The sequence below is a fragment of the Companilactobacillus versmoldensis DSM 14857 = KCTC 3814 genome, from assembly GCF_001434295.1.
Taxonomy (GTDB): Bacteria; Bacillota; Bacilli; order Lactobacillales; family Lactobacillaceae; genus Companilactobacillus; species Companilactobacillus versmoldensis.
This window is the reverse complement of sequence record NZ_AZFA01000001.1, coordinates 140746-154041: the sequence shown is the minus strand read 5'-3', so window position 1 is coordinate 154041 and position 13296 is coordinate 140746. Positions and strand designations below refer to the sequence as shown.

The following is a 13296-nucleotide window of genomic DNA, read 5'->3' as shown; positions in this document are numbered from 1 at the left end:
AAAATTAAAAAAAATAAAAAAATCACACTTCTTGTGTGATTTTTAACAAGCTCTATTAAATTATTTGATACCCGACTTGTAATTGCCTTTGCTGATCTATTTCCGCATTCTCACGGTCGCTAAAGATCAATAAAGCGGCCTTGCTCCCCATTTCTTCAGGATAAAGATCAACGGTATGAAAATTATGATCAAACATGATACTAGGGACGGAATTATTGAATCCCATAACCGTGATGTCCGTTTTATTCTTTTGTTGGGTATAAACATCATAAAAAGCAATAGCATTTAAATCATCAGTTGCTACTACTCCATCCAGTTGAGGGACAGATTTAATATCTTTAACTAAATCCTGATCAGATCCAGTCTTCAAAGTCATTTCAATATATTGTAATCCCAATCCATCAATCGCTTTTTTGAATCCAGCAAAACGCTGTTGTTCATAGATCCAATTATTTTCCGAATGAACAAAGCCAAAGTGAGTAACATGAGCTTTTTCGGCCAGAAATTCAGTCGCCACACGGCCGACCTCAACGTTGTTGTTATCAACAAAATAGTCACCGGACTCAATTGGTTGTCCAATTACCACAAAGCGAAGGTTTTCTTGTCGTAAAAATTTAGCGATTGGATCATTGGCCTGAGAGTACAGCAAAATAAACTTCTTGATCTTACTTTGATAGACCATCGACTTAACGTTTTTCTCTAGTTCCTCGATCGATTTAGTGATGGCCACGGAAAGTGCATATCCGCGCTTGACCAACTCTTTATTTATGCCAGTCAAAACATTGACATAAAAGGGATTTCCTGGCATGCCATTCCCGCCAACAGGAAATACAACACCAATGGCACTGGCCTCGCCTGTGGTTAAATTTTTGGCATTGTAATCAGGTAAATAGCCTAATTTATCAGCAATTTGTTGGACTTTCTTGATCGTAGCTTGGCTGATGTGCGGGTTTTTATTCAATGCTCGTGAGGCAGTGGAAGCAGATACTCCCGCCTGTTTAGCGATATCCCTAATCGTTACCATTTTACTGCCCCCCTGTTATCATATTAATATCATTCTACTTTATAATCATAATTTAGTTAAGCACTTGATAAATAAAATGATTATTTTATGACTTTTTTCGAGCAAATACGTCATATGGGACTTGATCACGATATGCAAAACTACGTGCGGCTAAATAATTTAGGAATTTCTGATTCTTGAAATCCTTAGTCGATACCTTTAAACGTTGCCATCCCTGATGAAGTCGTTTTTCTTTCACAAATTTAATTTGACTGATTTCAAGCAACTGATAATCGATCAACTTATGTTTGTGTTGTTGGCGTTTTGCTTGTTTGATTATGTCAGTTTCCTGCTGTTTGGTTCGAACGCCATTAGGCTCATCATTACGATAAGTATTGATATTTTTACTTTCAATTGTTTGAAGCTGTCTACGATCAATAAGGCCTTTATGAAAATCTTTTTTGGCACGTTGATTTGCTTGAAGAACGTTTTGCCATTCGTCCTTCCAATCAAGATAGTCTTCACGATAATTTTGAAAAGTCTGCTGTTTTTGCTTTTGTGCAGCTTGACCAATTTCATCACGTTGAGCGATCACATCGCTCCGCTTGATGCCATAAGTTCCAACTGTAGCCATAAACATGATAACGTCTTCTGGCATCAATTCGTGCTCAAGTTTGAAAAAATCTTCATTAGCTTCGACCCAAACATGATCTGCTAAGTCACTTTCAATTATTTGACCAGCTTTATTGACGATACTTAAATCCTTCAACAAATAGACAGGTTTCTTACCACCGGCTTTGATCCGTTTGTGAGTAAATTCACCGACTGTTGCGCTAAATAACAGTCGTTGCCCTAATTTATTAGCTAATTTACTTCTTTGAATTGCCAAAAAACCATCCCACTTCTCAATCTGAGTTCATTTTCTCACTACTATTGAGATATTTAAAATTATTTTGAAACTGATAATTATTTTAGTTCATATTGATAACTAGCTTTCTCAATAGATGCTATGATTCATATGAATAGTTAGCTAAGGAGGTATTGCTATGGAAGTTGGATCTTTGGCAGAATGGGTCGAAGGTGGTGCTGAAATTTTAGCAGTTTCTGTTGCACTCTTTTTGCCTTATTATCAGACTCGGAAAAACACTCGTGCAAAGGCACGGCGTGTTAAACAAGTCATTATAGCAACCACCCGCGAACTTCTGGACTCGTCGGATATCCCCAATACGAATGAGTATCGAGAACTGACCTTGTTTGTTTCATTCTATGGTGCCTTGGGGACCAACGATAATGCACTGAAGGCCATTGAAATTGGCAATAATATCGTTGACATTATTGATTCTGATAAACAGCTTTCAGAATCCAAAAAACATCAGGTCAAAATGAAAATACATGAATTGAAAAATCTAAGGATTTGAAATTTTCATTAATGAAAATTGTTTTCAAAAAAAAACACCGATAAAATCGGTGTCTTTTACTATCGATTAGTTATTTACATAACCATCTTTTTCATTATCAGTAACAACATCTGCTTCAACACTTGTTTCCGGTTGAACAGTTGTATCTGCTTGGTAATCAGCATTGACATTATCTTGATTAGTTGTTTGTGATTGTACATCTGCATTTGCTTGGTAATCATTATTAGCATTGGCTTGATAATTTTGTTGATTTGCTTGGTAATCATTATTATCAGATGTCTGATAATTTTGAGCATTAGCTTGTGATTGAGCCATTTGTGGTTGATATTGTGTTTGGTTATAAGCAGGATTTGCTCCAGCTTGATTCTGTTTTCTCATCAAGATTTGATTGATTGCTTGATTTTCAGCAATCGCATTGTCATCTCTGATCCAAACGTGGATTAGAAAGACATCAACAAGTTCCCAAATTCCACAAATAATTGCACCAAGGCCCAAGAACCAAACTCCAATCCAAAAAATTAAAGTCATGGCTACGGCAGAACCAATTTTCCCCATGTAATAACGATGTCCACCCATATATCCAAAGAAAAACCAAAGAAGATAAGCAATAACTGGGTTCTTCCCGTTTCTTTGAATTTCTGAATTGACCAAGATCAATTCTTGATCAGTCAGTTGATTCCTTAAATAAGCATTTTGATCCATAATACTCTTCCCCCCATATATATTGACTTTACAAGTATACATGAAGTTAGGTGTTCAAAATATTATTTTTTTAATATTTCTGAAAATCTTTATCATTTTTTAAAAATCAGTCAATTGTGACAATCACTTGGCCAATCGGGCGATCACGTTTCATGACGTATTCCTGAGCTTGTTGGATATCATCAAACTTGAATACTTTTGAGATCGGTATCTCCAGATGATTTTGGTTGATCATAGTAAACATCTCATCTAACCAATTTTGACGCACATCACCATCGAAAGCAGAAATATATTTTTCCCCAATATTTTCATAAGGATCAAAATCATTCCAGAGCCACTGTCCGGATAGCATTCCAACTAAGGTGTAAAATCCCCCACGTTTTAGATGTGATAGAGTGTCTTGAATGGAAACTGCGCCTATCATATCGACAACTTTATCAAAGTTATTCTTAGTTTCAATTTTTCCATTGGTATCCAAAATGGCATGATCTGCACCTAAGTTCAACAATAATTGTAATCTTTCTGTTCTTCGAGAGGTGGCGGTTACTTTCATCCCCATAGCTTTAGCTAAGACGATAGCAGCCATACCGACACCGGTTGTCCCTCCACGAACCAGTAATGATTCACCAGCTTGCGCTTTGACCGTCTTTAACGCCCCAAAAGCCGTATAGAAAGTTTCTGGATAATTGGCTAATTTATCCCAAGGACCGTCAAAATCAACTGTGTAGACTTGTTCATCTGGGACCAAAGCATACTCTTGATAACTTCCGTCAAAGGCACGCCCAAAGCCGCCAGCAATCGTGAATATCTTCTGGCCTTTGGTCAGCTTGCTGTTTGATGAAGGTTCATACAGCTCCCCAACAGCTTCGATCCCAATTACTCGAGGAAATTTGACTGAAGGAGATCCCCCCTGTCTAGTTAAGACTTCATAACGATGGACACCAAAAGCGTGTATTTTCATAACAGATGCATTCTTAGTGGCTTGGGGAATTGGACGCTCTTCAATTTGTAATTTTTCCGGACCCCCAGCTTCATGTACGACAACAGCTTTCATAATTACCCTCCGAATTATTTTATTCTCATTCCTTCACCAACTGTAACATACTTCATGGAAAGCATTTTCATAAAAAACTAGCATTTGCAATTTGATATAATTAATAGTGAATGTTTAGGGGGAAATTATGCAAGAAACGAGATACTGTTATAAGTGCGGAAAAAATATCGGTGGAAATATTCAATTTTGTCCTTATTGTGGCGCACGACAAGTAAATACACCCAACAGTTTGAACAATCAAGCAAATCAATTTTTCAACCACCAACCATATGATGAAGCCACAGCAAAAAATATGCTGATAATTGGTTGGGTGTGTGTTGGTCTGGCGATAGTCACGACAATCGGTCTACTGGAGATTGCTGCCTTTGTCCTAGGATTGTTAGTTTATAGGAAATGTGCCCCATATAAAAATTATGGAATGGCCCTTTGGATAACTGCATCTGCTTGTTTTGGGATCGAAATAGTCATCGGCCCTTGGAGTTATATATTAGCAGTCTGATTTGAAACAACAAAAATCAATCGAGTAAACCACATTTAATGTAGGTTTACTCTTTTTTTGCAATAAAAAAGCCGAGTCACAGACTCGACAGAATATTAAAACTCAAATCCTTCATTTTTCAAAATATTCATCGAATTTTGATCAGTTGGCCTAAAATCGTTTTTCAACAAATCATTTATATAGATTTTGTTATAAATAAACGAAAATACTAGTGTTACCAAAAATCCAAGTCCAACAACTGTAAAAGCCATAGTTAGTGCATTAGTAAACATGGCACTCAAACCAATGATCAGAGCCCACTTCCAATCTCCCCTAAACAAGGCTGGGAAAAAGCAAAAAAATAATGTTGTCCATGAATAACCAACCTTGGCCTGTCTGACTTCTTTAGTCAGTTTATGTTGCAAATTAACGTTCATTATCTCACCCCCTAAGAGGTAAAATTATACTGTATTTAAAGTTAACTTTAAACATCTTTTTCTGCTGTAAACGTTTTTGCATTGTAAATTTCATATTGGGTTGCTTTTAGACTTATTTTCAATCATACTTATAGTTTGCTTTAAGTTAAACAAAAAAATAAATCTAAAGGATCAAGCATGAAATCACAGAAACCATTTTACAAAGTTTGGCTATTTTGGGTAGCCTCATTTATATTACTAGTAGCTACATTAGGTATGCTTAAGGGATTGATAACTCCCTTTAATAATGCTCAAACAACAACAGAGAATAAGACCTCTATGAATGTACCAAAAGATGTCAACAATTCAGTAAAGAACTCTGATAATTCGTCAGAGGCACCTAAAAATAAAAAAATCAAAATTGAAGATTCCGCTAAAAAAACCAGTGAAATCACAGAAAAACCAAAATCCTCTTTTAATGGCAATTCATTAAATATCGATGATAAAAAAGTTGGTGTGATTGATTATAAAGAATTTCCAGTAACACTTACTGATTCTTCATGGCAAAATGCATCAATGAAAATCAACTCTGTTAAAGTTTTCAAAATTGAACCATATGAATATGACGATACTTCCAAGGCTAAAGCCCAGGGAATGGTAATCATCAATATGGATATTTCTGCTTATCGTGACATCAGTACTTATCCTGAACAAGGAACTCTGATCACTAATGATGGACAACAAAGCGATGGCGCATTTTTCTTTATCAAAGGCTTCAAAAATGATTTGGATGGCGATATCGGTAAAGGTGTCCACAAGCAAGGAGATCTATTCTTCCCGATAGATAAATTAACCAGCATTTCTGATTTGACAAAAATTCGCTTACAGTTCGATGCCAGTTACGAGACCGACGACGAGGACGACGAAGATTATTCACACGACTATGACATCAACCTTGAATTGAAATAGAACTTAAAAAAAAGCAAAAGCTGACTGAACACAATGTGATCAGTCAGCTTTTACTTTACAATTGAATATTTTTTATCTCAATTGATTATATGTGGGTGTAACTAAATCTATCCCCCGAACATATTCATTCGTGGATACTCGATAGTAGGTACCTTTATGTACCGGATTACTGATATTGTCTTTATTGCTAGCTACCCGAGCAATATCTGTATACCAACTAGTCCATGGTGCTAACCGACGATTATGGATCACTTTCCCATCTGATGTGTACAGATGAGCACCCTTCTCATTGGAAACTTTTACCACAGCCTGAATATCAGTATTAGTCCATGGATCAACTTTCTCTGTTGAGGCAGTTGTCTCTATATCATTAGCTTCCGAAGCCTTTACATTGCTAACAATAGCGAGTGAACCAACTGATAAAAGTAATGTCAAACTTGAAACTATTAAACTCTTGAACATAGAAAACATCTCCTCTCTTTTTGCAGTTAAAATATATCATGTTATAAGTTGATATAAAAGGATTTATTGAACATTCTCATTTCATATTTGAATGAATTTAAACGGTTTCATTTTATTTTTTTACGATAAAAAAGAGTTCCCAAAAGGGAACTCTAAATAACGCTATTTAAGGAGAGTACAGGATTTGAACCTGCGCGCCGGTATTAACCGGTTCGCCGGATTTCGAGTCCGGTGCATTACCACTCTGCCAACTCTCCATAATAAAGGATATTACTATCCCATTTTAATCTTAATACTGCATCAATGTAAACATGTCGTAACCTTTTATTTTATCACGACCATGTAAATCTTTCAGTTCGATTAGAAAAGCAGTCCCTACGACGATACCGCCTAATTTTTCAACTAGTTTGATCGTAGCAGCTAATGTACCACCAGTTGCCATCAAATCGTCTACAACTAGAACCTTTTGGCCAGGTTTAACGGCATCTTTTTGCATCCATAATGAAGCTTGACCATATTCTAATTCATAGCTGACAGAAACAGTTTCTCTAGGTAACTTACCTTTCTTACGGGCTGGTGCGAAACCAACTCCTAATTTGTAAGCTACAGGACATCCCACGATGAATCCACGTGCTTCTGGTCCAGCAATCATTTCTGCCCCACGACTCTTTGCGTAATCAACAATTTCGTCAGTGGCAGCACCATACGCTTTACCATCCAACATCAGTGGTGAAATGTCTCGAAATAGTACACCAGGTTCTGGAAAATCCGGAACATCGGCAACATATTTCTTAAAATCAATATCCATCTTACATTCTCCATTCAATCTAAACTTGACGTTTATGCTCGCTGATCCAGCTCAACAAATTATCAAAATCAGACTCAATTAGTATTTTTTCAACATCATTGCGTTGTAATCGTTTCATATAGGTTGGAGATTCGATTAATTCGCGTTGTTTTGATACTTCGGCTCTTTTAACAAAACCATTTACCATTTTAACAAAATTTAACTCAAAAAACACTTTTAAATAGAAATCAATGTTATTTTTATCAATTTGCAAGTATTGAGCAACCTTGGTCATATCCTCTGGGCGAATATTTTCATGAGAATAAAGATACTTTAATAACGTCTTCATGTGTTTTAAATCAGGCGTCAAATAGCGACTCGTCAAGGTTGTGTGAAAATAAATTGCCACGTGTGCTGGATTTTGTTGATTCAAAAATTGTTCAAATAATTCCAATTTATGTGGTCGATCGTAAATCAAAATATTTTTACCATCGCAATTTTCGTCAGCCATGATAACTTCAGCTGACAAATCATGACGCTTTAACATCTCATAATACGCTGGATTAAAACAAACGATTTTATCAAATTTATTCATCAATTGTTTTGACAAGTTCTTTTGACGATAATCAAAATATATTTTTTCCAACGAATCAATCACCTTGCCAGCCGGTGCAACTTCAAAATCGAAGATCATGACTTGCAGGTTCTTGCGACCGGCCCAAACGTTGACGTCAGCTTGACCATAAACATTCAGTAATTCATCTGAACAATCGATTGCTTTTTGATATAAGCCAAATCCTATCGAGGAAACTTGGTTGGTCGCGTCAGCAATCATTGCCTTGAGGTGACTGTTATCTTTGCCGACAGATTGCTTTTGATTAAGGTGAACGTTTTTGAACTGGATCACAGGTTGCTCGTTCCCCACCCCAAACGGTGCTAATTTGCCAATCTCATCTATCAATTCAAAATTCAACTGCTTAATGTCCAATGAAAGATCAAATTTCTTTTCAACTGGTGAATGAGGATCAAAAGCCTGCTTAGCGGGCTCAGCTTGAACCTCAGTGATCAGTTGATTAAGTTGAGGTTCCTCAATTGAAAATCCACAAGCTTGAGCATGGCCACCAAAGGCAGCAAATAATTCATGATGAGCATTTAATGCTTCAAACAGATTAAAGCCTTCAGGACTTCTTCCAGAGCCTTTGTAGATTCCTTGATCTTTATCATATTGTAAGACCATGGCAGGTTTATGCTCTTGGTCAACGACTCTACTAGCAACTATTCCCAAAATACCTTGATGCCAGTCGTTTGAAGTTAATACTAAAACCCCATTATCTTTTTGTTGTTCAATTTGTTCCTGTGCTTGATCAAATGCTTCTGCAACAAGTGAACGACGCTTGTTATTGATTTCTTCCGTTTCTGAAACGATGTCGTCAGCGAGAGTTTGGTCACTGGTTGTTAATAACTCCATCGCTGAAGTTGCATCATCCAGACGACCAATAGCATTCAGACGTGGTGCTAATTTGAAACCGATATCGATTGAAGAAACCTTGTTCAATTCCAATTTGCATTTCTTGGCTAAAGCGGTCAAGCCAATGTGATTATTCTCATGCATACGTTTCAGACCTTCAGAAACAATGACACGATTTTCACCTTTCAAAGCAACAGAATCAGCAACTGTTCCGATCGCTGCTAAATCAGCAAATTGTAAAGCATCGTCACCTAGCAAGGCATCAGCAAATTTGAAAGCTACTCCTGCGCCAGACAGATAGGGACATGGATATTCCGCACCAGGAATTCTTGGATGAACCACTGCATCAGCCTCTGGTAGTTCATCTGGCAAATCATGATGATCAGTGATTATTACTTTAACATCATTATCTTTTAAATACTTAACTTGTTCTTTACCACTGACACCATTATCGACGGTTATCAGCAAGTCTATTTTATCTGCGACTAGTTTCTTGTACTCATCCATATTTGGTCCATAACCGTCCTTAAAACGGTTAGGAATGAATACTTTAGGATCTGCTCCTAATTTTTTCAAAGTTAAACGCATGATCGATGCACTAGTGACTCCATCGGCATCATAATCACCATAAATAACAATTTTACCTTCATGTTGAATAACATCATCCAATGTTTCGAGGGCTTTGTCCATATCATGGAGTGCGAACGGATCTTGTAAGCCAGCGACGTCAGGATGTAAAAAATCTGCCACGTCATTTTGATTGGTAAAACCTCGTTCAAGCAATAATTCTGCAAGAACATTTGATACTTTATTATCTTGTGCAAAGGTAGAAATCTCTGTTGCGCTAGGACTTGCACGTTTTGTCCATTTTATTGATACCAATACATCACCTACTAACCAAACTATTATAACAATTTTCGGAGCAAAAAAATAAGCTCGTAAGCTTATTTTGTAAATACTGCTAGAGATTTATGAGTAGCTTTTTGGGTCTTGACCAGTGAACCTTGGATGGCCCAACGGTTAGTACCACCATCTGCACAGGTGATCAGCGTTAGTAATTTCTTACCTGGTGAATCATCGATCAGATAAACGGCTGTTGGAGGAACCACCTTCTTAAAGTAGACCTTATAAGTATAAACATGTCTCATATTGGTAATATAGGCCTTGTCGCCAAGTTGGACGTTCTCCAATGGTGAAAACAGTACACCTTTATTAGTCATATAGTGTCCAGCCAATGCGTAGTTACCTTTACCCATTTTTTCATTGGCCTTCATAGTACCACCACCAGTTGATAAGGCATCATTACTGAGACCCTTAACAATCGGTAAATATAAATCAACCGATGGGACTGACATCTTACCGATAGCTACCGCACTGTTATTGACGGAAGCCTTTGCTACTTGACTGGCACTGATGGGTTTAACTTTTTTGAAATCATAATTAGCTTTTTTCTTTTCATTCTTTTTAACCTTGTCTGCAGTTAACGAAGTTAAAAACCTGTCAGACATGTGGCTCACGGCAAATTCCTTTAACGGTTCATTAAAGATCAGTCCCAGAGCCACTACGAACAATAAAACAATTCCAGTGATCGAAAAAAATTTTTTCATAGCGTCCTTCACATTTTCTAATCAATATTCTAAATTCTCTGTAATAATAAAACATTAATTTTTAAAAGTTAAATATTAAGTTTGATTTCAGAGGATTTTTCATTTATCAATATTCAGTATAACAAAAACGCAAATTCATATGCTGAATTTACGCTTTCTTATAAATTATTCATTTAAATCAAATATTCTAAATCACTGGCCACAGTTGGATAACCCAAAATCAATTGTCCAACTTGTTCATGGTCGATTTTCTTATCAATGGCCAGAGTAAATAAATTTATCAATTCATCTGCTTGTTCTGTCAGGACAGTGGCACCGACGATTTGATGATTCTTGTCAAAGATGATTTTTGCTTTGGCAGTCGGCTCATTGATCCGATGATAGGTAAACCAACCAGTCAGATCCTGATCGCTGATCGTATATTTATCAGGGGCAGCTTCAGCCTCAGGAATGGAGACCCCAACTTTAGCCAACTTAGGGGAACCATAAACTAAAGTTGGAATAGCTGGATAACTGATTGGATCGCTTACATTACCCAACAAGTGACCCATAGCGTAATTCGCTTCAAAGCCAGCTACAGGAGTTAATTTTGGTTGTTTTTTATCGACGACATCCCCAACTGCATAAATATCTGGATTAGTTGTTTGTAAGAATTGGTTGACTTGAACGCCATGCTTAGTAACTTTTACATCAGCAGCATCTAAATCGAGTCCTTCAACACTTGGAATCCTTCCAGTAGCACAAATGACTAATCCGGTGGTTAATGAAAAATCATCTGAACCGGTGATTTGATAGTCTGAACCTTTTCTAGTTACTTTTTCAGTATCAACATTAAAGTGGAACTGAATCCCACGTTGCTTCATTTGTTCGACCATATCATTAACAAAATCACCATCAAATGCCTTTAATGGATGATCGTTATGATGGACCACATGAACTTCAGCACCAGTAGCATTAGCAATATTGGCTAATTCAAAGGCAATATATCCCGCACCAATAAAAGTTATTGACTTAGGCATTTTTTTCAATGATAAAAATTCATTACTTGTTAGAAGATTATTTGCACCACTGATTTTCAAGATGGATGGATGTTGTCCAGTTGCTAAAACAAATTTAGCTGCTTGGATCGTTTCACCATCAAAAATCAATTCATGTTCAGAGATGAATTTTGCTTCACCATGATAAGTATCGATCTTAGCTGAATCCAAGCCCTTTTTACTCCCTTCAGAAACGGGATCAGTGAAGGTTTCTTTAAACTGTTCCAATTCGGACCAATTTACATAAGGAACTTCAGAAAAACCTTTACCTTGTAACTGTTGCGTCCTATCGCGAGCTTCAACAGCACTCAACAATACTTTTTTGGGATCACACCCACGATTAGGACAAGTTCCACCCCAAAGATCATTTTCAAAGACAGCGACTGACTTCCCGGCACTCTTGGCCTTATATGCAGCTGCTAATCCTGCAGGACCGCCACCAATCACGATCATATCATAATTTTTCATCACACATTCCTCCTCTACAAAAAACTCATAACCTACTAACAATTGTAACCCAAGTTGAAATTTTGACATAAAAAAAAGCCCGAAGGCATATTGCCTTCGAAGCTATAATTGCTTAATTATGAACCTGAAGCAGCTGAAATAATCTTTTGCAAGATTCCACTTAAACCACCAGTTGCATCACTAATAGCACTACCAATACCTTTAACGGCATTTTTGATAGGTGTTGTAACTTTTGAAACGGCATCCTTAACATTTTGAATTGGTTTATTGATGGCAGTTGCAGCATCATTTAAACTGTTGCTGATTTTTGTAACATTATCCAATGGATGAGTGATCGCATTAGTAATAACATCACCAGGTTCTTGAACTAACTTCTGAGTATTATCAACAGCATTTTTAACTGCGGTTGTAGCGTCACTTACTTGAGTTGCTTGATCAGTAACTTTTTGCAAGAAAGTCTTGTCATTAGTTGTAGCAGTTGTGTCTGTAGTTGATGTATCGGTGTCAGTAACCGGAGCATTAGGATCAACAGTTGTCAAAGCTGGTAAATAGATCCAACCAGTTACATTATCGTTGTTAGTAATATTTTCATAAACATTACCTTCAGCGTTAGTTGTTTGATTCAAACCAGTGAAGACTGTGTGAGTGTAATCAGCAGCCTTTGCGACAGCTGTTGAATTAGCATCATAAGGTGTATCCCAGATGTAATAGTCTGGATTGGCGATCCAATAAGCTGTTCCAGCAGTGTAATTACCAGTATTAGTATTGGTATTTGTCTGTTCATTGGATGAAACAGTTGGTTCTGAATTTGTTGTGGCAGTTGTCGAATCATTTGCTGTAGCATCTTGATCAGTATTTGTATCAGCTTGTTGTGAATCATCCCCATCGGTATAAATGATAGGGTCTGCTGTTGGTTCACTCTTTTCAGTTGTTGCCTGTGTGTTGGACTGCGAGTCAGTTGTCTGTGAATCAGCAGTTGGATCATTTTGAACAGTCAATGGTGAATTTGTGTCAGGGGATGTTGCCACAACATCATCATTATTTTGTTCGTCAGTAGTTTGAGATGTTGCTTGGACATTCTCAACCGGTGCCTGACTAGTTGTGTTGGTAGTATCTGCGGCTTGTGCATTTCCGGCTGTCAAAAGTGCAAATGGAATTGCCAGAGCAGACGCATACAATAAATTACGTTTCTTCATATTCTATTCCCCCAAGAAATCTTCATTTCATTCATTTCTCTGAACAACTAAATTATAAGCCCATATATAAATAATGTAAACGATTTTATGAATATATTTTCATCTTATTATTCAATTTTTTAGTAATCTTTAAACTCGAAAAATGATAAACAGAGAATAGATAAAATAATAACCAAGAATTAATAGAATTATATACATTAAAATTAGCCTTTTTAATAATTCAATAATAAT

14 protein-coding genes and 1 tRNA gene are annotated in these 13296 nt (G+C 36.8%); 3 read left to right on the top strand and 12 right to left on the bottom strand.

What is annotated here, in order from left to right; translation table 11 throughout:
* Positions 1-55 precede the first annotated feature (55 nt).
* Both FC27_RS00790 and FC27_RS00785 read right to left on the bottom strand, forming a co-directional pair.
* Positions 56-1024, bottom strand: coding sequence for a LacI family DNA-binding transcriptional regulator (locus tag FC27_RS00790; RefSeq protein WP_010623594.1), 969 nt, complete (start codon positions 1022-1024; stop codon positions 56-58).
* 85 nt (positions 1025-1109) lie between these two features.
* Positions 1110-1892 carry a hypothetical protein gene (locus tag FC27_RS00785; RefSeq protein WP_010623595.1) on the bottom strand — a complete coding sequence of 261 codons (783 nt, stop codon included), beginning with the start codon at positions 1890-1892 and terminating at the stop codon, positions 1110-1112.
* Positions 1893-2049: 157 nt separating this feature from the next.
* Between FC27_RS00785 and FC27_RS00780 the strand changes: the two genes are divergently transcribed.
* Positions 2050-2421: a hypothetical protein gene (locus tag FC27_RS00780; protein ID WP_010623596.1), complete on the top strand. Its 372-nt coding sequence runs from the start codon at positions 2050-2052 to the stop codon at positions 2419-2421.
* 66 nt (positions 2422-2487) lie between these two features.
* Here the strand turns inward: FC27_RS00780 and FC27_RS00775 are convergent, their stop codons facing one another.
* Both FC27_RS00775 and FC27_RS00770 read right to left on the bottom strand, forming a co-directional pair.
* Positions 2488-3123, bottom strand: coding sequence for a TM2 domain-containing protein (locus FC27_RS00775; protein WP_010623597.1), 636 nt, complete (start codon positions 3121-3123; stop codon positions 2488-2490).
* Positions 3124-3229: 106 nt separating this feature from the next.
* Positions 3230-4177 carry a zinc-binding dehydrogenase gene (locus tag FC27_RS00770; protein ID WP_010623598.1) on the bottom strand — a complete coding sequence of 316 codons (948 nt, stop codon included), beginning with the start codon at positions 4175-4177 and terminating at the stop codon, positions 3230-3232.
* Between the two features lie 127 nt (positions 4178-4304).
* Between FC27_RS00770 and FC27_RS00765 the strand changes: the two genes are divergently transcribed.
* Entirely contained in the window at positions 4305-4676 is a 372-nt protein-coding gene (locus FC27_RS00765) for a hypothetical protein (RefSeq protein WP_010623599.1), read from the top strand.
* A gap of 95 nt (positions 4677-4771) precedes the next feature.
* On the opposite strand, the gene FC27_RS00760 is transcribed toward FC27_RS00765, so the two are convergent.
* Positions 4772-5092, bottom strand: coding sequence for a hypothetical protein (locus tag FC27_RS00760; RefSeq protein ID WP_010623600.1), 321 nt, complete (start codon positions 5090-5092; stop codon positions 4772-4774).
* A gap of 177 nt (positions 5093-5269) precedes the next feature.
* Here FC27_RS00760 and FC27_RS00755 point away from each other — a divergent pair, with 177 nt between their 5' ends.
* A complete protein-coding gene (locus tag FC27_RS00755; RefSeq protein WP_010623601.1) occupies positions 5270-6040 on the top strand; it encodes a hypothetical protein in 771 nt (256 codons plus the stop codon).
* Between the two features lie 72 nt (positions 6041-6112).
* On the opposite strand, the gene FC27_RS00750 is transcribed toward FC27_RS00755, so the two are convergent.
* The 7 genes from FC27_RS00750 to FC27_RS00720 all read right to left on the bottom strand — a co-directional run bounded on the left by FC27_RS00750 (position 6113) and on the right by FC27_RS00720 (position 13065).
* Complete coding sequence (locus FC27_RS00750; RefSeq protein WP_010623602.1) at positions 6113-6502, bottom strand: hypothetical protein; 390 nt, start codon at positions 6500-6502, stop codon at positions 6113-6115.
* 169 nt (positions 6503-6671) lie between these two features.
* Positions 6672-6759, bottom strand: a tRNA-Ser gene (locus FC27_RS00745).
* A 32-nt stretch (positions 6760-6791) separates the two neighbouring features.
* Positions 6792-7310 (bottom strand): adenine phosphoribosyltransferase, encoded by a 519-nt coding sequence (locus tag FC27_RS00740; RefSeq protein ID WP_010623603.1) that lies wholly within the window; start codon positions 7308-7310, stop codon positions 6792-6794.
* A gap of 19 nt (positions 7311-7329) precedes the next feature.
* Positions 7330-9639, bottom strand: coding sequence for a single-stranded-DNA-specific exonuclease RecJ (gene recJ / locus FC27_RS00735; RefSeq protein ID WP_010623604.1), 2310 nt, complete (start codon positions 9637-9639; stop codon positions 7330-7332).
* Between the two features lie 62 nt (positions 9640-9701).
* The gene (locus FC27_RS00730; protein ID WP_010623605.1) at positions 9702-10364 is read right to left on the bottom strand and encodes a class A sortase; all 663 of its coding nucleotides are present in this window, start codon (positions 10362-10364) and stop codon (positions 9702-9704) included.
* A 173-nt stretch (positions 10365-10537) separates the two neighbouring features.
* Complete coding sequence (locus FC27_RS00725; protein WP_010623606.1) at positions 10538-11869, bottom strand: dihydrolipoyl dehydrogenase family protein; 1332 nt, start codon at positions 11867-11869, stop codon at positions 10538-10540.
* 116 nt (positions 11870-11985) lie between these two features.
* Complete coding sequence (locus FC27_RS00720) at positions 11986-13065, bottom strand: hypothetical protein (RefSeq protein WP_010623607.1); 1080 nt, start codon at positions 13063-13065, stop codon at positions 11986-11988.
* Positions 13066-13296 lie beyond the last annotated feature (231 nt).